Genomic DNA, 20,139 nt, shown 5'->3' on the forward strand with positions numbered 1-20,139 from the left:
CCACCTGCTCCTCCAAAAGGAAAGTCTCCATCTACAACAAAATAATGACCTACTTGCCCAAATAATGGCCCTTTACCTACCTCTGCCCAGGATGCTCTAAGCTTACCAAATGTAAACACATCATTATCTCCAAAAACGTCCGAAACATCATAAGCTAAACTTACAGACGGATAAAAGAATGACCTATTGTCTTTTGGTAAAGTAGAAACCCAGTCATTACGACCTGTTACTGTTAAAAATAACTTATCTAAATAACTTAGTTTAAGTTCTCCAAATACACCAACGTTACGCAACTGAGTAACACTCTCATTAGCAAAAGTATTTATAGTATTACCTAGCTCATTAATACCTGGCACATTTAGCGTTTCTCCTCTTACATCTGCATAATTTCTTTTTGTGTCTGATACTTGATGACCTAAAGTAAGATCTGTTCTAAAATCATCAGACCAATCTTTGTTCATAGCAACTAAAAAGTTAGATTCTAAAGCTGTAAAGTTTATATTTTGATTTACAATAAAGCCTCCAACTTGTGTCCCTACATCTAAATCTGCTGGTACAAAACGGTTTCTTTGGTCTGAGTAATTATCTACCTGAGCAGAATACGTAATATTTAGCCAATCTTTAGGTGAGTATTTAAGTATTGCGTTACCTACCCAGCGATTAACATCATCAAATAAACTACTTTTTTCTATAAAATATCTTGGATTATCTATAACACCAAATGTATAATTACGTTGTGTACCATCTGGATTTTGGTAATCGTTAATAGGAAATGTACCAGAGTAGTATGACAAAGAACTCATAACTGACTTATCTCCAGAATTACCTCTGTTACCTCCAGATTTTGAGTAAGAGATAGATGTGTTGATGCTAAAGTTATCTGTTACTTGATACCCACTTTTTAATCTAAAGTTAGTTTTATCATAATAAGTTCCTGGTAAAATACCTTCTTCATTATTATTTCCTACAGAAAAGAAATAATCCATTTTTTCTGTAGCTCCGCTTATGTTTAAATTAACCTGAGTGTTTACTCCTGTTTTAAACAGATCATACGGACTATAAAACTGATCATTAGTTAAATCTACTACATCACCAGATTCAAGAGTATATGAGTCATCTGTGTATTTAGGTCCCCAAGAATAAAATGAAGTACCATTTTGAACCCTGTTAAACCCCGTATCTGAGTCTGGGTCATATAACGTTCTAGGTGCTCCGCTAAAACCCTCTCTATAGGTTTCTTGTAAATTAGGTGTTTTTTCTAAATTTCTAAAAGTTGTTGAAGCAGTAAAATTAACCTTAGCCTTGCCTTTTTTTCCTTTTTTAGTAGTAATTACAATTGCTCCGTTTGCTGCTCTTACACCGTATAATGCGGTTGCAGCAGCTCCTTTTAAAACATTATAACTTTCTATATCTTCTGGGTTAATATCACCAGCTCTATTAGAAAAGCTAAATTGTTCTGAACTGCTAGGCGAATTAGATCCTGCACTAGGAGAAACGTTTCCTGAAAAAGTATCGTTATTTAACGCTATACCATCTACAATAATTAGTGGTTGATTACTACGATCTGGATTTACAGAGGTTACACCTCTAATTAGAATGTCTACACCGCCACCAGATGATCCGGATGTTCTATTAATTTGTACACCAGCAACTCTACCTTGTAAAGCTTCTAATGCATTTGCTTGACCAGTTAAATTAAGGTCTTCAGATTTTACTTGTGTTACAGAATACCCTAAAGATTTCTCTTTCTTTTCTACTCCAAAAGCTGTAACAACAACCTCATCTAACTGACTAGCATCTTCTTCTAAAGTTACATTAACTACCGTAGTTGTACCTACTGTGACTTCTTTAGGAAGCATTCCGATATAAGAAAACTTTAAAACATCTGCTTGTTTGGCATTAATAATATACTTGCCATCAAAATCTGTTGTAGTTCCGTTTTGTGTACCCTTTACTACTATTGTAACGCCTAATAACGGAATTCCCTCACTGTCGGTTACAGTACCAGAAATTTGTTGCGAATAAGCAATGGTTGTAAAAAGCACACTAAAGAGTAATACTAATGTGTTCTTCATAAAAATTGAGTTTTTGATTAATAAATTAGTTAAGTGAAACTAAAGTCAATAAAAAAATCAATAAATCAAATTAAAGAAGAAATAAATATTAAATTATTCTTAATTAAACAGGTAATTTCTCACAAATACATTAACAAAAGACAAATTTAAGTTAATTATAATCACTAAAAGTCTTAAAAAATTAAGTTTATAATAAATATAACAATTGTTAATTATTCAATGAACATAAGTAATTTAAAACAAAAAAAAGACTGCATTACTGCAGTCTTTTAAATCAATCATATATATATTTTAAGCTATTTCTTCTATAGCTGCTAAATAACGTTCTGCATCTAAAGCTGCCATACAACCTGTACCTGCAGCAGTAACCGCTTGTCTATATTCTTTATCTTGTACATCTCCACTAGCAAATACACCTGGTATATTTGTTTTTGTAGACTTACCTTCTGTTATTAAATAACCTGTACTGTCCATATCTAACTGACCTTTAAAAATATCTGTGTTAGGTTTATGACCAATAGCTATAAAAAGACCTGTAATTTCAATATCTTCTTTTTCTTGAGTTTGATTGTTTACCATACGTAAACCTTCTACAACCTGCTCTCCTAATACCTCGTCTACTTCTGTATTATATTTTACAGTAATATTAGAAATACTATTTACTCTGTGTTGCATTGCTTTAGAAGCACGCATCTCATCTCTACGAACAAGCATAGTAACATTATTACAAATATTAGCTAAGTATGATGCCTCTTCTGCTGCTGTATCTCCTGCTCCAACAATAGCAACATCCTGACCTTTATAAAAGAAACCATCACAAACAGCACATGCAGATACTCCACCTCCACGTAAACGTTGCTCACTTTCTAATCCTAAATACTTTGCAGTTGCACCTGTAGAAATAATTACAGTTTCTGCTTCTATAGTTTTAGAATTATCTACTATTACTTTATGTACACCACCTACAGTAGTATTAAATTCTACTTTAGTAACCATACCTATTCTTACCTCTGTACCAAAACGCTCTGCTTGTGTTTGCAGTTGCGTCATCATTGTTGGCCCGTCTATACCTTCTGGATACCCAGGAAAATTATCTACCTCTGTAGTAGTTGTTAATTGTCCACCTGGCTCCATACCTGTATACATTACTGGCTTTAAATCTGCTCTAGAAGCATAAATTGCTGCTGTATATCCTGCTGGTCCTGAGCCTATAATAAGACATTTAATTCTCTCTATTGTATCTGACATAATATTAGTTCAAAGTTTAGTTTAGAACACAAATGTAATTTTTTTATGCAAACTGAAAAGCTTATTGCCATAAATTGTTACAATAGAGTCATAGTCATATATAATTTGACTTTATTTTAACATTTTTACCGTAGCAACTGTTCTAAAACCTGTGTGTTCTGCAGAAGAGTCTACACTAGATCCCATACGAGCAGATATTCTATAACTAGCACAGTAACTGTCACTACATAAGAAAGATCCTCCTTTAATAACTTTTTCTTTAATATATAGGTTTTGAGGGTTATAGGCATCTGTTGCTCCAAGCGGATTTTTTTTAGTTGTAACAGCTGCCAATTCTTTATAATAATTAACATTGTACCAATCTGTTGTCCACTCCCAAACATTACCTGCCATATCATACAATCCATAACCGTTAGGCTGGTAACTTTTTACAGGTGCACGATTCTCATATCCATCTTTTTTACTGTTTTCTACAGGAAATTCTCCTTCCCAACTATTGGCGTTTTTAGACAACACAGATTTATCATCTCCCCAAAAAAATATGGTTCCTGTTTTTCCTCCATTTGCAGCATACTCCCACTCTGCTTCTGTTGGCAATCTTCTTCCTGCCCAGTTACAATAAGCCATTGCATCTTCATAACAAATTTGTACAACCGGATGGTTATCTAATCCTTTTATAGAGCTTTTAGGTCCGTTTGGGTGTTTCCAATTAGCACCAATTGTCCAGTCCCACCACTGAGAAAAATCAAATAAATTAGGTACAGATGTTTTACTTTTTTTAAATGTTAAAGAACCTGGCTGTAATATAGAGTCGTGTGGTTTTGGTGTTCCTTCAGGAACTTGTTTTTTCATTTCTTCCCAATCTATTGCTCTTTCTGCAACAGTAATGTAACCTGTTTCTTTAACAAACTTAGCAAACTGCGCATTGGTCACTTCTGTAATATCCATAAAAAAACCATCTACAGCTACTTTGTGTGCAGGTTTCTCATGCTGCATTGCCATTTTATCCTGTGGCACTGCTCCTTGTACAAACATACCTCCAGGTATCCAAACCATACCTTCAGGCACTTTTACATCTTCAGGTTTTTCTGTTATTAAGGTATAAGTAGTATCCTTTTTTACATTATCCTTTTTTGGAGTAACAGTTTTCTTTGGTTCTTGCTGTTCTTTTTTAGGTACATCTTTACATTGTGTACAAACAATTGCTACAAAAGATAAAAGTAAAATATAATGTAGGCTACGCATTTTAAGTTTCATAATTTAATTTGATAAAAAATAAGTAGTAACAAATATATAGATCTAAAAAAAGTTTAATGTATTTCTCAGTAATAAATACGTGCTTATTTGTATAACAAATGGTATTTATTGACTGTTTACAGCAGTTACAAATGATTAAAAATTATCAAATTGATAAAAAACACCCCTATAAAAAATATATAATAAAATTATACCCTAGTCATTACTATTAAATTTGTATTTAGAAGTAAAACTTTATTACTTTTAAAAATTAACAACTGAATTACTATATAAAGTCTATTTTAGATTTTTTTATAAAACTTAACTAAAACTCAATTTTACCAAACAAAACTAACTTATGGAAAATACAATTACGGGAACAGGAACAAATGCCAAACGGTTATTTTATGGCAGTTGCTTTGCTTTAATCTCTACTGCTTTATCTTTTAGTATTAGAGCCGGAATTTTAAAACAATTAGGAGAAGAGCTTAGCTTTAATGCCGAGCAATTAGGTTTTATAAATTCTATGTGGTTTTTAGGTTTTCCTATTTCAATGGTTATTGGTGGTTTAATTTATCACAAAGTTGGCGGTAAGGTTATTATGCAATTTGCATTTTTTGCACATGCAATTGGTATTGTTATGACTATTTATGCTAACAGTTATGTTGGCTTACTTATATCTACTTTATTAATTGGCTTAGGTAATGGCTGTACAGAAGCTGCTTGTAACCCAATGATTGCAGATGCTTTTAAAGGAAGCAAAATGAGTACAATGCTAAACCGTTTTCATATGTGGTTTCCTGGTGGTATTGTAATAGGTAGTTTACTATCTAAATTTATGACAGACGCAGAAATGAGTTGGCAATCGCAAATCTGGATGATTATGATTCCTACTATAATTTATGCTGTTTTCTTCTGGGGACAAAGTTGGCCTAAAGCTAAAATTAAAGAGGCAGCCACTATTGGTAGTAACCTGAAAGCAATGCTTTCTCCGTTATTTATTTTTATGATTATTTGTATGGCATTAACTGCTATATCTGAATTTGGACCACAACAATGGTCTGGATTAATATTAGAAAAAAGTGGTGCTAACCCCATGCTTATTTTAGCGCTAGTTACAGGTTTAATGGCTGTAGCCCGTTTTTTTGGAGGATCAGTAGTAAAACAATTTGACCAAACAGGTGTGCTACTTGGTTCTGCTGTTTTAGCAACTATTGGTATATACTTGTTTAGTACACAAACGGGAGAAATGGCTTATGTAGCAGCAATTTTCTTTGCTCTAGGTGTTGCCTATTTTTGGCCAAATATGATTGGTTTTGTTGCTGACAAAATACCTAAAAGTGGTGCTCTAGGTATGTCTATTATTGGAGCTGTAGGAATGTTTGCTAACTCTATTTTTTCTCCAATTATTGGTGGTTGGATTGATTCTGATGTTGATAAAATAGCCAATTCTTCACTTAATGTTTCTGGAAAAATATTTAATGAGGCTAAAAATATTTTTGAAAGTAAAGAAAATCTAAATGAAGCTGCTTCATTAATTAATGTTAGCGAGAGTAATTTAGAGTCTTCAATAAATAACGTAATTTTAGAGTCAGGCCAAGAAACTTTAGGTACTATGGTACTTTTTCCGGCAATATTAATTGTATTATTTACCATATTATATTTTTGGATGAAAAGCACAAAAGAATCAAGCAAAGAAACCGCTAGTGCATAATGTTGTTTTAGCTTAAAATATTAAAAAAGCTTCTCTATTACAGAGAAGCTTTTTTAATTATAGACTTTATATAGTATTTTAAACACTTTTAAAATTAGATAAGTTTGCATCAGTTTCAAGAAGCTTTTTTGTTGCAGAATAACCAAGTTCAAATATAGTATCAATACTTCCCATATCAAACGTACCAAAATCAGATAATCCTTCAGGTAAAACTATCATATCACATAAATTAAATTTAAGCATAGATTCTGATGCAGACTTTAATTTGTAAGCACGTTCTACAACTGTATAAGAATGTTTTAAGTCTTCTATTTTTATTTTCTTTAATGGATTTACATATACTCCTATAATTTTATCACAGTCCTTTTGTAGTGGTTCTATAGGAAAATTGTTTAAAACACCACCATCTACATAATAAGAACCATCTATTTTTATAGGGGTAAACATACCCGGAAAAGAAGCCGAAGCAAGTACAGGTCTAATAACAGGCCCTTTATCAAAAACCTTTAATGTTCCCTCTATTATATTGGTACCTGTAACATACAACGGTTTTTTTAACGCACTAAAATCATCTTCAGGAAAAAAACCTTTAAAATTTTCATAATATTTTTCAGTGTCTAAAAAACCAGGCTTACTACGGGCGTAATTATGTCTATTAAATAAAGGTATTGTTTTAAAAAAGTGTAAAATATGCTCCCAACTAGCTCCACTAGCATATAAAGAACCTACAATTGCACCTGCACTTGTACCTGAAATATGAGTCGGAAAAATATTGTTTTCCTCTAAGGCTTTAATTGCTCCAATGTGAGCTACACCTCTAATTCCTCCTCCAGAAAGCACAAGACCTATATTCATTATAAACTATTTTATTTTTTTAATTGAATTACAAAGTTAATTAAACCACCATCTATAGTTGCTTCATATAAAACTCCATTTTTATATACATACACATTTTCATTTCGTTTACTATTAATTTTCTTGTATTTATGATTTCCTAAAGAAACTAGTGTATTAAAAGACCCGTCTTGCTCAGAGTAACACTCTTTAACATTTATGGGTTCTTTAAAATACAACAATACAGTGCTATAGACAATTGAATCTTGTAATTTAAGTACCTTTTTATTTTTATTTACTAAATATTCTCCATTCCTAAACAATGTACTTGTTTCTGCTAAAGACTTACCATTAAGTAAAATACTAACGTTAGACTTAAAAAGTTTATCACTATTAAAAGTTACATTATAATCGTATTTTAAATCTACAGTTGTTATAATTTTAGCTTGTATTTGTGTAAAACTATGGTAACTAATTATATCCCCATTAATAACTTTGGTTGCTACTAAACTACCAACAACTTTATTTTTGTGAAGAATATTAAAATTTAAAACAGTTGTGTCTGCTTTAGTATTACTTAATAAACCACAAAAAAATAATACAAGCGCTATGTTTTTTATCATATAATTTAAAATAGTATTTATTTAGTTTAGCATCATTTTTATACCAAGCTATTTAATTTTAATTAATTTAAAAATGATATAAATCAGTATAAATTTTAACTACACATTACTTAAAATTTAGTAAATATATTAACACTCTTCTTCTTTATATTACCACATTTTAATTCTAAAAAGTCAATTTTTAGAATATTTACACCAAAATAAGTCATTTTAAACTAGACTAAAACTAGACAAATGCGCATTGTAAGTAAAATACGACTAGACCTAGTTGTATTTTTAACTACTTTTATTTTTTGTAATTTTTACAATAACCAGACCAACACAATTAAATTATTAACAAACTAAAAGCTATAAACAACAAGCTATAAAATTTTCAACTACACATTATTAAGTACTTATAAGTAATAAACCATTAAAAATAGTTGCAAAAAATAGCAAATTCATATTTTATGATATCCTCCATACTTAAATTAAAGCTTAACTTAAGACTTACAATTTTAATATTAGTTGTCTTAAACACAACAAACATTTACTGCCAAGACAATAGACAAACAGAAAATTATTTAAATTTGGCACGTGAGTGGGCTCACAAAAATCCTGACAGTTCTGCTTATTATTTTAAACAAAAAATAGACTTAGATCTTGAGAAAAAAGACACCATTTCTGCAATAAAGGCATTAAAAGAAATATCTATTTTATATTCTCATAATTTAAATTACAGCAAGTCTTATGACGGCTACTGGAAAGCACTTTTACTTGCAGACAAAATAAAAGACCCTAAGTTAACAGCAGATGTTTACCAAGAAATTGGGTGGCTTTATAGTTTTTATAAGCGTGATGAAAAAGCTCTAGAATACTTTAATAAAAGTATTAAACTTAGAAAGATAAAATTTAAAAAAAATGAATCTAACGCCCATTTTATTGCGAGTGATTATTTTTCTATAGTTAATTTATACAGAGGTAATAAAAATTACAAAAAAGCAGCACAATACCTAGATTCTTGTATTTACTACCAAGCTAAATTAGAACCAAAATTAACTAGTTATTATATTAAAGCAGAAAAAGGATATTTAGAAGCTGTTAAAGGCAACTATAATACTGCAATAGAAAAACTAGACAGCTGCAAAAACCACTTTACATACAAAGACAAAACATACCTGGCAGTTATATACGCACTAAATGCAGATGTATATAGAATGATGCATAAGTATGACGAAAGTATTTTAGAGTATAAAAAATCTATAAGCTTATCTGAAAATAATAAAAGTCATTTAAATTATAAGCTAAAAGCATATGAAGGGTTAAAAGAAATTTACCTCGACTTAAAAAATTACAAAGAAGCTTACTACTATTTAAATAAGGAAACAGTTCTAAATAATAAAATATTCGGAATTACTAGTGAAAACAGTAAACATCTATTAGAGATTAAAGATAATTATAGATTAGAAAAAGAAAAACAAGAAGACGCTTTACAAGAACAACTAATAGCTAATTATGAACAGGAAGACAAAATTTGGCTTTTAAAGTCAATAATTCTCATCATACTTATTATATCCCTTCTTTTTTACGGTATTGTTTTAATAAAACAAATAAAAAACAAGCACAGAACTGAAAAGCAAATAATTGCCGAGAAGCAAAAATTAAAAACTCAGAAAACAAATGAGGTTTTAGAATTAAAAAACAAAGAGCTTACCCAGGCAGCATTAAGATTAATAGAGAAAGATGAATTTATTGCTGGCTTGCAAAAGAAGATAGAAGTAGCAGGAGAAACTGTAAATAAAAAAGTTATTTTAAGAGCACTAAAAACTTTTCAAGGAACTCCTAGCAAAAATTGGTCTGAGTTTGAAGCTCGTTTTACTACAATAAACCAAAGCTTTTACGAAAATCTTAGAGTAAAATTCCCACAGTTAAGCCAGACAGATCAAAAAATATGCGCTTTAGTCCGCTTAAATTTCCCTAGTAAGGATATGTCTAAATTACTGGGTATTTCCGTAGAAAGCGTACACACATCTAGATATAGGCTTAGAAAAAAACTTGGTTTAAAAAGAGAAGATAATCTAGAAGATTTTATCAGTAGATTTTAAAACTACGTCGTTATACATTAACACCATTGGTTCAGAAAAAAAAGGATTAACATTTAAATTACAGAAATGTAAACCACTGATAACAAGTAGCTAATAAAAATAAACAAATGCAAATTGTTCATTATAAGTCTAGTTAAAATTGCATTTTGTAGTGTTTTGTTTAGTTCTAGTCTAGTTAAAATAACACATACATGGGTTAATATAAACAACATTTGTAGCTAATTAACTTAAACAAACTTTTTATGAAAATTAAACTTAATTTAACAAGAAGGTTAAAGCCCAAATTACTCGTTTGGGTGCTATTCTTCAGTTTTACCTTTGGGTATGCACAAACTAGTGAGGTAAAAGGTACCGTTATTGCTGAAGGCTTTCCTATTGGAGGCGTAAATGTAATAATTAAAGGTACAATTAATGGTACTTATACAGATTTTGATGGTAACTATACAATTAAAGCCGAAAAAGGTAATACTCTTGTTTACAGCTATGTTGGTTACAAGTCTAAAGAAATTTTATTAACCGGCCAGGAAAATATTAATGTAACTTTAGAGCCAGATGCTGCTGCTTTACAAGAAGTTATAGTTATTGGTTACGGTACTCAAAAGAAAAAAGAAGTTACTGGTGCTGTAGTAAATATTAGTAATGATGTAATAGATAAAACAGCTACATCAGATCTTGGTACAGCTCTACAAGGCCAGGTTGCAGGTGTAAATATACAAGCTAGTAGTGGTAGACCTGGAGAAGCTGCAAATGTACAAATTAGAGGGCTAGGCTCTGTTAGTCCAAATGCTCTAGGCCCATTATACGTTGTAGATGGTATTCCTTACGAAGATAATCCAAACATATCTCCAGAACTTATATCTTCTGTAGATATTTTAAAAGATGGTGCAGCAGCATCAATATATGGTACAAGAGCATCTAACGGTGTTATACTTATAACTACAAAAAAAGGAAAGTCTGGTAGTATAAAAGTAGACTTTAACACTTATACAAGTATACAAGATATTACATCTGGTACAGCTTTAATGAATACACAACAGCAGATATATGCAGAAGATGTAATGCTTAAAGCACTAGGGCGAGATCCTTTAATTTTCTTTTTTAATCCAGATGCATTAGATTATGACTCAGATTTTGTGGGTGATGTTCAAAATGATGGCGCTATAATAAGAAACTACAGTTTAGGTGTTTCTGGTGGTAGTGAAAACTTAACACTAAGCTTCAATACAAATTACTTTAACCAAGATGGTATTTTAGTTAATTCTGGTTTTGACAGGCTAGCAACTCGTTTTACAGGTGAGTTTAGAAAAAATAAATTTAAAGCATTTGCTACAATTGGCTATACAAATGAAAATAGAGAGCAAGAGCCTTGGGGTTTGTATGAGTATTCTATAGCTCAAAAACCTTGGCAACCACCTTTAACTGGCTTAAACAGCGTTGGTGGTAACGGCGTAGAAATTCCGGTACGTAATGCTATATTATACAGTTACCTTTCTCAGCAACTAAATAATGAAGACGACCGTAAAACAACAAGCGTAAATATTGCTGCTAATTTACAATATGAGTTCTTTGATGGTTTTACGTATAAAGTAAACCTGGGTAGAAATACATATGACTATAGTCGTTCTTTCTTTCAACCACAATATTTAGTATATGACAAAGATGGTTTAAACCCTACTGCATCTAGAGAAAATGCAAAATTAGAAGAGAACTTTGTTTCTACAGAAAGAAACGTTATTGAAAATATGTTTACCTATAAAAAATCTTTAGGGAAACATAATTTAAACTTTTTAGCTGTTTTATCTTATGAAGAGTTTAATTCTAAATCACTAGGTTTAGGGGTTAACTTTAGTGAGGAGTCTGGTAACAGTTCAAAAACACTAGGTTCTGGTAGTGACCCTATTGCTCCTACTTCTTTTATTGATGAAAGAAAGCTAGCTGGTAAACTTGGGAGAATACAATATAATTTTGATGAAAAATACTTATTTTCTGCTAGTTACAGAAGAGATGGTTCTTCTCGTTTCTCAGAAAAAAATAGATATGGTGACTTTTATGGATTTTCTGCCGGTTGGAACATTCATGAAGAAAACTTTTTTAAAAATATATCTTTTGTAAACCAGTTTAAACTTAGAGTTAGTTATGCAGAGTTAGGAAATCAAAATATACCTTCATACTCATACATACCATCTATAGAAAGTGGTGTTAATTATCCTTTTGGTGGTAATGAAACATTAAGCTTTGGATTAACACAAAGAAGATTTGTAGATCCAAATATTAAATGGGAAACTACAATATCTAAAAACATTGGTATAGATCTTACTTTATTAGAAAACAAACTAAACATTACAGCAGACGTTTACCAAAACGATAAAAAAGATATGCTATTAGAGGAGCGTTTACCTTCCTCTGCAGGTACTTATCACCCTAACACTAATGTTTATGACACTAAAGTTATTAACGCTGGTAATATGGTTAATAAGGGTATAGAGTTGGCCGCAAGCTTTAAAAACAGGTCTAAAAAAGGAGATTTTGGTTATACAATTAGTGCAACTTTTACTAAGAATGATAATGAGGTTACTAACCTTAATGGCACAACAAGAGGTTATGGTAACGGAAGGCCTTCTACAGTTTTAGGTGGTAATATAGATTTTACTACTTTTTTAGCAGAAGGTTATGAGGCCGGCGCCTTTTTCTTAGTACAGCATGATGGTGTTATTAAAACACAAGAACAGTTAGATGCTTACAAAGTAATTAATAAAAGTGCACAGTTAGGAGATATGATGTACAAGGATATTGATGGTAACAATGTTATTAATGACAATGACCGTGTGTACTCTGGATCTGGACAAGCAGATTTTGAAGCTGGCTTAAGCTTAAATTTAGATTATAAAAACTTTGACTTCTACATTCAATCTTATTTCTCTAAAGGAGCAGAAATTTATAACGGAGCTAAATACTATGCTTACACTCAGGGTAGGCACTTAGAGCAATTTTATATGTGGAGTCCACAAAATCCTAATTCTGATGTTCCTACAAATAGGCAAAACTCTATTCATAATAATGTAAGGTCTAGATCTGATTATTTTTTAGAAGATGGTACTTACTTTAGAATTAGAAACATTAGCCTTGGTTATACACTTAAAGACATACCAGAACTAGGACTAAATTCTGCAAGAATATACCTTTCTGCAACTAACCCATTTACGTTTACAGAATACACAGGTTATGATCCTGAGGTTGGTGGTGATGGTATATTTACTAGAGGAATTGATAAAGGTAACTACCCAGTTGCAAGACAATTTTTACTTGGAGTGCAATTGCACTTTTAATAACTGATTAATTTACAATTATGAAAATATCAAAAATACATTTAACTATAGCAACACTTGTTACTATACTTATACTCACAAGCTGTAATGAAGACAGGTTTTTTGACCAAGAAAATCCTAACTCTATTACATCTGAAACTTTTTGGAAAACAGAACAACAATTTAATAGTGGACTAACAACTGTATACGGTGCTCTACAGTTTCAAAGTATTAGTGGCGGAGAATTACAATTTGAAATGGCTCTAGGAGACATTGCAGGATCTGAATCTTGGTACAGGCCAACTGCCTTTAGAAACTTAACATATACAGATGCTACGTACTACGTTACCGATAAATGGAACGAACTATACATTGGTATATTTAGAGCAAACCAAATTATAGAGTTTATTGAAAAAGCAGACGAATCTAACTTTACTGGAGATAGCAAAGCACAGATTGAAGCACAGGCAAAATTTTTAAGAGCTTTCTTTTATTTTCAAGTAGCTAACACTTACGGTGGTGCTATAATACACAAGGGGATACCTAAAACAGAAGAAGAATTAAACAAACCTATGTCTACCATTGCCGATGTAAATTCATCTATAATTATTCCAGACTTATTGTTTGCTCAAAATAATTTACCAAGAACTTGGGGAGCAGATGATACTGGTAGAGTTACTTGGGGAGCTGCAACATCTTTATTAGGTAAAGTATACTTATATGCTAAAGATTGGCCAAATGCAGTTACACAATTTAAAAATGTAGTAGAGTCTGATTTGTACCAACTAACACCTAATGTTATGGACAACTATACAGATGAGAATGAATTTAATAGCGAGTCTATTTTTGAAGTTGCTTACTCTGCAGAACTAAGCCCTGGAGTACCTGGTGGTAATGTAGACGATACACCTAGCAACTCGGGCGCAGAGGCCTCTACTATGGCAACTGCTTTAGGGCAATTAAGCTTTGGCGCATACAACACTCTATTACCAACATATTATTTACACGAGCTTTTTACAAATGATGAAGTAGACCTTACAAACCCTATTAATGATGGCAATACTTGGTCTAAAAGAATGAATTCTAGTATTGTACCAATTAATGGTGAAGGCTTGTATTATGGCTTAGAGATTGGTGAAAAAGGAGGCTGGGCATTTGGACAAAGTGCTTATATTAAAAAATTTACAAATTGGTATAGCTTAAAAGCAGAGGATAGTAGAAATAGATCTGGTATTAACTTTAGACACATTAGACTTGCAGATGTATACTTAATGTATGCAGAAGCTGTAATTAATAATAGTAGCGATTTTGCAACGGCTATTACATATATAGATCTTGTAAGAAGCAGAGCTGGTGTAAAAACACTACAACAATATATGGATGAAAACGGAGGTATGTTTCCGCAATTACACATAAGCAAGCAAGTACATGGCACACAGCCATTAGTTACTGCTTCTCCTAGCAATGTAATGACTCATATACAAAGAGTAGAGAGACCATTAGAGCTATGTTATGAAGGTCACCGTTGGAAAGATTTAGTAAGGTGGGGTATTGTTAAAGACGTATTTACAGAGCTAAGAGCAGACGAGGTTTGGAGAACAGAAAACAAAACAGCATTAGCTATAGATGATAACGGTATTGCTCCTTTATTTATTAAAGAACGTATAAGACCAGATTTCTTTTTGGCTGTAGATAATTATGATTCTACTACCCATGACTACTTTCCTGTACCTGCGCAAGAATTACAAACAAATGATAATTTTAACAACTAAAAAACACAATATGAAACATATATTAAGACCAAAATTATTGTGGTTGGCTTTTATGTCTTTTATCTTTATTGCTTCTTGTAATGAGGATGATACTGAAGGGTTAACAGAACCTAGTCACAGGGTTATATTTACCTCTGAGATGGATTTTGAAAATAAAGTAGAAATTAATGGTAGTATTACTTTTGGTGATGCTTCTCCGGGTGTAGTATCTAGAGAATGGAATTTTCCAGAAGGTACAGCAAACGTAAGTAATTCTGCAGAACAAAACGTAAAAGCTACATTTAAAAAAGCGGGTGTACATAATGTTACTTTAAATCAAGTTTTTAAGAATGATGCTTATGTTGGTACGCAGCTTAAAGGAAAAGAATTAGACACAACAATAGTTGTTACTGTTTTAAATCCTGTAAAAACAGAAATTAAAGCTAATTACATAAATCCAGACGGTACTTTAGGTGCTGCGTTAGATATTAGTGATAATGCAGAAAATGAAGTTGTTGCCAGTAGATCTGTACAATTTTCATATGTTGTAGATGGTGAGCCTGAAGTTTTTAAATGGAACATAGACGGTGGTGACCCTGCAACTTTTGATGGTACTGACACAGAAATTAATGTAAAATACAAAAGACAAGGCACATACAATTTAAGCTTTGCTGCTACTAGACAAAGACCTTTTGGTGGCGATACAATTTCTTTTAAAAATTTAATAAAAGTAATACCTTCTACAGACCCTGTAGACTTAGAAAAGGTTGTTGATAAAAACGGAGCTATTGCACTTGTTTTTAGTAGAGAAATGGATGAAACATCTTTAAATGCTGCTGACTTTAATGTTACAATAACAAATAATGAAACCAATATACCTGCAACTGTTGGTACAGTAAATATAGACAGTGATGAGGGTAACATTGTATTAATTAATTTAGATGGTACTACTATTTATAATAATGATATTATAAACGTAAGTTATACCAAAGGAGCATTAAAAACTTTAGATGGTGTAGAGTCTGAAAGCTTTGTAGATAATCAGCTTATTTTTAATAAAGTAAATATTTTAAAAGAATCATCAGACTATGATTATAGTTTTGAAAACTCTACCGCTGCTAATTGGCCATATACAAATTGGGGAGCTCCATGGGATGCATATAGTTTAGAAATTTCTACTGACCAAGCGCAAGATGGTACTAAAAGTGCTTATGTAGAAATGGATGCCAATGGAGGTATGATAATTGGACACAAAACAACATCTGGAGACAACATAACTTTTTCTGTAGAAGCTGGTAAAACTTATGAAATTGGTGTTTGGGTTTACGTAACTAGTTTAGGTAATAATAATGCCGCTGGTTTTGATCCAGATCTACGTTTCTTTTGGTTCCCAGACACAGATTGGGCCGTAAGCGGAAATCCAAATTTTGGTAGTGACTTTGCTGTTGGTAAATGGGTATACAGTTCTACTTTTGTAGAATTTAGCACCACTGGTGATAAATCATTTCAAATAAGAGGTTATAACCAAGATAATCCTGAAGTAATAAGTTTTTATATGGATAATTTAAGCGTTTCTGAAGCTTCACTTAGACCATAATATTTAACTGTTAATATTTTAAAACTTGCTCTTGTTTATTACCGTAAACAGGAGCAAGTTTTGTATTTTTATTGCTCATACTTTTTATAAAATGAAACTAAAATATGTATGCCCTTTTTGGGGTCAAGACGGCAAAAGTGCTAACGTTTTTATAGATAATGTTATTAATGCTGGTTACAACGCTGTAGAAGTAAATATACCAGCTAATATTAATTTTGAGACACAATTAAAGTCTATTTTAAGCTCTACAGATTTAGATCTTATTGGCCAGCAATGGTTACAACCTTTAAATGAGTCTGTAACTGAATATAGTAAACGTTTAGAAGAGCGTTTGTATAAGTTAGCAGAGTTTAACCCAATTTTTATTAACTCGCATACAGGTAGAGATTTTTTTACTTTTGATGAAAACTGTGCTATTTTAGAAACTGTTTTTAAGTTTGAAAAAGAAACTGGTATAAACGTATACCATGAAACACACAGAGGTAGGTTTAATTATAGTGCAAAAACTACAGAGAACTTTATTAATAAATTTCCTAATTTAAAACTTACCGCAGACTTTTCACATTGGACAGTAGTATCAGAAAGTTTATTAGAAGACCAAAAAACAGCTGTAGATAAAGCTATAAATAACTCGAGGTATTTACACGCTAGAATAGCAGATACACAAAAGTCACAAGTAAATTACCCTTTTACAGATGAAAATAAAATATACTTAGATACATTTACCAATTGGTGGAAACAAATTATTAGCAATGCTCAAAAGACCAAAAAGGACACATTTTATATTTGTCCAGAATTTGGTCCTTATCCCTATATGCCTTATCAACCTAATACAACAAAACACTTGGTAGACCAATGGGATTTAAATGTAAAAATGATGCAGTATTTAAAGCAACAAAAATTTTAGATAAATAACATATTACTTTTTGCTTTTTAAAAAGCCAAAGCAAGGTCTTTAGATAAAGGAATACTAGCTTTTGCTAATTTTTCTTTATCTATTTTTTTACCCTCTTTAATAAATTTTGTTCCTAAAACGTATGCTTTTGTATTGTTTATGGCATTTACAGCAAGTAGTTCATCGTTTTTAAAATACCATACAGAAATTACATTTTCTTTATTTTGTTCTTCTCTAATAATACTATCTGTGTAGTTATTTGCTAAACCAACAATTTGAAGTTTTATATTATATTGATCTGACCAAAACCAAGGAATTGTATCATAAACGTATTCTTTACCTGCAATAGATGCTGCAACAACTTTTGACTGGTCTACTGCATTTTGTACAGACTCTAACCTTATATAAGTTTTATAATGTGGATTATAATGATAACTGCAATCACCTACTGCATAAATAGACGTATTACTTGTAACACCTGTATTAGAAACACAAATTCCGTTTTTTAAATCTAAGTTTGCCATTTTAGCCAAATCTGTATTAGGAACTACACCTACACCTAAAATAAGAATATCTGCCTTGTAACAAGACCCATCTGTAGAATAAACTTTAGTTACATCTGCTTCATTTTCAATTTTATTTACTTCTTTATTTTCAAAAATTTGCACTCCGTTATGGGTATGTAAATCTCTAAAAAAATTAGAAATAACACTAGTAGCTACTCTTTTTAAAATTCTAGATTCGCGCTCTAAAACAACTACCTCTGCTCCTATTTTTTGCAATGATGCTGCAGTTTCTAATCCAATATATCCGCCACCAATAATAACCACTCTTTTATTTTTACTGGCATTATAAGCTTCTTTAATATTGGCAACATCTTCTGCTGTACGTAAACAGAAATAAGCTTTACAATTTTGCAAACCTGTAATTGACGGTACAATAGGTTTTGCTCCGGTGGCTAAAACTAACTTTGTATAATTAATTTTAGTAGTATCATCTAATACCAACTGTTTGACAGATTCATTTAAGTGAATTACTTTTTTTCCTAAAAGTAACTCTATGTTTTCCTTTTTATAACTCTCTACTGGTTTTAAAAGGTTTTTAACAGATGCATTGTCTGTTAAATAAGTTTTAGATAAAGGAGGTCTGTGGTATGGTAATTCTGGATCTACATCTATTAAAATAATTCTACCCTGCCACTTTTCTTTACGTAAATTAAATGCTGTATTTACACCTGCGTGGCTAGCTCCTATAATTACACAAATATCTTTAGAAGTATACATCCTATTTATTTAGCTACAGTAAAAACAACATTATCTAGTGCATCTGTTACAGGAATTTGACAACAAAGTCTACTGTATTCATTTGCATCATCTGCCAGCTCTAACATATCTGTTTCAATTTCACTTGCTGTACCTACTTTGTCTAAATCTTCTGGAGCAACAAATATATGACAAGTAGCACAAGAGCATACGCCGCCGCAATCGCCATCTATACCAGCTACATTGTTATTTACTGCTAACTCCATAACAGAGCCCTCTGTACCATTTACAGTTATTTTTTCATCACTACTTGTTATAAATGTAATTTTTGCCATTTTATTTTTTCTTAAATGTTGCTTTTAAAAAGTTGTACCCTACTTTTCTATTAAAATCTCCTAAATTCTCTATATTTTCTTCTGCTTCTAAAACAGTAATATCGCTTACTTTTTCTGCTAATAGTTTTACTGTAATTCTCATAATTTGTCTTGCGTGCGTTGCTCCTAAACAATTATGATGACTAAAACCAAAACCTACGTGCGGATTAATTTTTCTATCTAACACTACCTCATCAGCATTCTCAAAAACTTTTTCATCTCTATTAGCAGATGCCCAACATAGAGATATTCTACTATCTGCTTTTACTGCGTGTTGGCAAACTGTAGTATCTTCTGTAACAACACGCCCCATATGGGTTAAAGGAGAAAAATACCTTATAAATTCTTCAACAGCATTGTTAATAATATTAGGGTTAGAATTTATGTATTGTAATGCTTTTTTATTTGCAGAAAAGTAGCTAATCATATTAGTTAAAGCATTAATAACAGTATCTCTACCACCGGCAAAAGTTAATATTAATACACCTTTTACTTCCTCTTTTGTTAGCTTTCTAGCATTTACCTCTGCAGCTAATAATATACTATACAAATCATCAGATGGGTTTTGTATTGCTTTGTCTATTTCTTCATCAATATAATTGTAAAGAATAGCTGCTTTATCACCGTCTAAAGCTTCTCCTTCACTTCTAAATACGTGAGTTCCCCAAGATATCCACTTTACAGACTTATCAAACGGAACATTTAATAAAAGAGTTAAAGCTCTAGATTGTATAACTAATGCCAAATCTGATACCACATCTACTTTATCCTTAGATAAAACATCATCTAAAACAGTACTAATTATAGTAGTTAATTTGTCTTTATAAACATCTTGCAAAGGTCTTTTAAACCAAGCCTCAAGTATAGACCTATATTCTTTATGCATTGGTGGGTCTACCTCAAAAGGTATTTGGCGGGTGGTACGTATATTTACCTCAGAGGGTACTACTATACGACCTGGAACAGCTTCTGATGAAAATGCCTTATAATTATGGGCTGCCTTACGTACATCTTTATGGTTTAGCAACATAACTACAGGGTCTCCCTGATCATCCATTTTACCTATTCCAGAAGTTTTCCTCTCTGCTTTAAAAGCATCTGCAAATTCACACTTTCCCATAAGTATAGTTTAATAGTTTAG

14 protein-coding genes are annotated in these 20,139 nt (G+C 31.6%); 6 read left to right on the plus strand and 8 right to left on the minus strand.

Translation table 11 applies throughout. The annotated features are described in order from the left end of the window. The 3 genes from ABJD66_RS04005 to ABJD66_RS04015 form a co-directional block, all read right to left on the minus strand. The coding region (locus ABJD66_RS04005; RefSeq protein ID WP_348128496.1) for a SusC/RagA family TonB-linked outer membrane protein at positions 1–2,075 on the minus strand (2,075 nt) is incomplete at its 3' end. 291 nt (positions 2,076–2,366) lie between these two features. After that, the gene (gene trxB, locus ABJD66_RS04010; RefSeq protein WP_348128499.1) at positions 2,367–3,323 is read right to left on the minus strand and encodes a thioredoxin-disulfide reductase; all 957 of its coding nucleotides are present in this window, start codon (positions 3,321–3,323) and stop codon (positions 2,367–2,369) included. A 111-nt stretch (positions 3,324–3,434) separates the two neighbouring features. Beyond that, positions 3,435–4,580 (minus strand): formylglycine-generating enzyme family protein, encoded by a 1,146-nt coding sequence (locus tag ABJD66_RS04015; protein ID WP_348128502.1) that lies wholly within the window; start codon positions 4,578–4,580, stop codon positions 3,435–3,437. A 337-nt stretch (positions 4,581–4,917) separates the two neighbouring features. On the opposite strand from ABJD66_RS04015, the gene ABJD66_RS04020 reads away from it, so the two are divergent. Continuing rightward, entirely contained in the window at positions 4,918–6,273 is a 1,356-nt protein-coding gene (locus ABJD66_RS04020) for an MFS transporter (protein ID WP_348128505.1), read from the plus strand. Between the two features lie 78 nt (positions 6,274–6,351). Here the strand turns inward: ABJD66_RS04020 and ABJD66_RS04025 are convergent, their stop codons facing one another. Beyond that, positions 6,352–7,128 (minus strand): patatin-like phospholipase family protein, encoded by a 777-nt coding sequence (locus ABJD66_RS04025; RefSeq protein ID WP_100896368.1) that lies wholly within the window; start codon positions 7,126–7,128, stop codon positions 6,352–6,354. Positions 7,129–7,139: 11 nt separating this feature from the next. Then, entirely contained in the window at positions 7,140–7,730 is a 591-nt protein-coding gene (locus tag ABJD66_RS04030; protein ID WP_348128509.1) for a DUF6134 family protein, read from the minus strand. A 449-nt stretch (positions 7,731–8,179) separates the two neighbouring features. Between ABJD66_RS04030 and ABJD66_RS04035 the strand changes: the two genes are divergently transcribed. The 5 genes from ABJD66_RS04035 to ABJD66_RS04055 all read left to right on the plus strand — a co-directional run bounded on the left by ABJD66_RS04035 (position 8,180) and on the right by ABJD66_RS04055 (position 17,374). Continuing rightward, a complete protein-coding gene (locus ABJD66_RS04035; RefSeq protein ID WP_348128512.1) occupies positions 8,180–9,814 on the plus strand; it encodes a hypothetical protein in 1,635 nt (544 codons plus the stop codon). Between the two features lie 242 nt (positions 9,815–10,056). Continuing rightward, positions 10,057–13,140, plus strand: coding sequence for a TonB-dependent receptor (locus ABJD66_RS04040; protein ID WP_100896370.1), 3,084 nt, complete (start codon positions 10,057–10,059; stop codon positions 13,138–13,140). Between the two features lie 20 nt (positions 13,141–13,160). After that, positions 13,161–14,891 (plus strand): RagB/SusD family nutrient uptake outer membrane protein, encoded by a 1,731-nt coding sequence (locus ABJD66_RS04045; protein WP_348128516.1) that lies wholly within the window; start codon positions 13,161–13,163, stop codon positions 14,889–14,891. A 10-nt stretch (positions 14,892–14,901) separates the two neighbouring features. Beyond that, positions 14,902–16,467, plus strand: a complete 1,566-nt coding sequence (locus tag ABJD66_RS04050; protein ID WP_348128519.1) for a PKD domain-containing protein — start codon at positions 14,902–14,904, stop codon at positions 16,465–16,467. Between the two features lie 91 nt (positions 16,468–16,558). Beyond that, positions 16,559–17,374, plus strand: a complete 816-nt coding sequence (locus tag ABJD66_RS04055) for a sugar phosphate isomerase/epimerase (protein ID WP_100896372.1) — start codon at positions 16,559–16,561, stop codon at positions 17,372–17,374. A gap of 26 nt (positions 17,375–17,400) precedes the next feature. On the opposite strand, the gene ABJD66_RS04060 is transcribed toward ABJD66_RS04055, so the two are convergent. Genes ABJD66_RS04060 through ABJD66_RS04070 form a run of 3 tightly spaced genes read right to left on the minus strand, consistent with a single transcriptional unit; the run spans position 17,401 to position 20,118 of the window. After that, the gene (locus ABJD66_RS04060; RefSeq protein WP_348128523.1) at positions 17,401–18,645 is read right to left on the minus strand and encodes an FAD-dependent oxidoreductase; all 1,245 of its coding nucleotides are present in this window, start codon (positions 18,643–18,645) and stop codon (positions 17,401–17,403) included. Positions 18,646–18,650: 5 nt separating this feature from the next. Then, positions 18,651–18,959 carry a 2Fe-2S iron-sulfur cluster-binding protein gene (locus ABJD66_RS04065; protein ID WP_348128526.1) on the minus strand — a complete coding sequence of 103 codons (309 nt, stop codon included), beginning with the start codon at positions 18,957–18,959 and terminating at the stop codon, positions 18,651–18,653. Position 18,960: 1 nt separating this feature from the next. Further along, entirely contained in the window at positions 18,961–20,118 is a 1,158-nt protein-coding gene (locus ABJD66_RS04070) for a cytochrome P450 (RefSeq protein ID WP_348128529.1), read from the minus strand. Positions 20,119–20,139 lie beyond the last annotated feature (21 nt).

Source organism: Cellulophaga sp. (assembly GCF_039943695.1).
In the GTDB taxonomy this organism is placed as follows: Bacteria; Bacteroidota; Bacteroidia; order Flavobacteriales; family Flavobacteriaceae; genus Cellulophaga.

Excerpts from the sequence above, each read along its gene's own strand:
- ABJD66_RS04025 (WP_100896368.1), bottom strand. The coding sequence starts at position 7,128 with ATGAATATAGGTCTTGTGCTTTCTGGAGGAGGAATTAGAGGTGTAGCT.
- ABJD66_RS04035 (WP_348128512.1), top strand. The coding sequence starts at position 8,180 with ATGATATCCTCCATACTTAAATTAAAGCTTAACTTAAGACTTACAATT.
- ABJD66_RS04065 (WP_348128526.1), bottom strand. The coding sequence starts at position 18,959 with ATGGCAAAAATTACATTTATAACAAGTAGTGATGAAAAAATAACTGTA.
- ABJD66_RS04045 (WP_348128516.1), top strand. The coding sequence starts at position 13,161 with ATGAAAATATCAAAAATACATTTAACTATAGCAACACTTGTTACTATA.
- ABJD66_RS04015 (WP_348128502.1), bottom strand. The coding sequence starts at position 4,580 with ATGAAACTTAAAATGCGTAGCCTACATTATATTTTACTTTTATCTTTT.
- ABJD66_RS04030 (WP_348128509.1), bottom strand. The coding sequence starts at position 7,730 with ATGATAAAAAACATAGCGCTTGTATTATTTTTTTGTGGTTTATTAAGT.
- ABJD66_RS04050 (WP_348128519.1), top strand. The coding sequence starts at position 14,902 with ATGAAACATATATTAAGACCAAAATTATTGTGGTTGGCTTTTATGTCT.
- ABJD66_RS04055 (WP_100896372.1), top strand. The coding sequence starts at position 16,559 with ATGAAACTAAAATATGTATGCCCTTTTTGGGGTCAAGACGGCAAAAGT.
- ABJD66_RS04020 (WP_348128505.1), top strand. The coding sequence starts at position 4,918 with ATGGAAAATACAATTACGGGAACAGGAACAAATGCCAAACGGTTATTT.
- ABJD66_RS04070 (WP_348128529.1), bottom strand. The coding sequence starts at position 20,118 with ATGGGAAAGTGTGAATTTGCAGATGCTTTTAAAGCAGAGAGGAAAACT.
- trxB (WP_348128499.1), bottom strand. The coding sequence starts at position 3,323 with ATGTCAGATACAATAGAGAGAATTAAATGTCTTATTATAGGCTCAGGA.
- ABJD66_RS04060 (WP_348128523.1), bottom strand. The coding sequence starts at position 18,645 with ATGTATACTTCTAAAGATATTTGTGTAATTATAGGAGCTAGCCACGCA.
- ABJD66_RS04040 (WP_100896370.1), top strand. The coding sequence starts at position 10,057 with ATGAAAATTAAACTTAATTTAACAAGAAGGTTAAAGCCCAAATTACTC.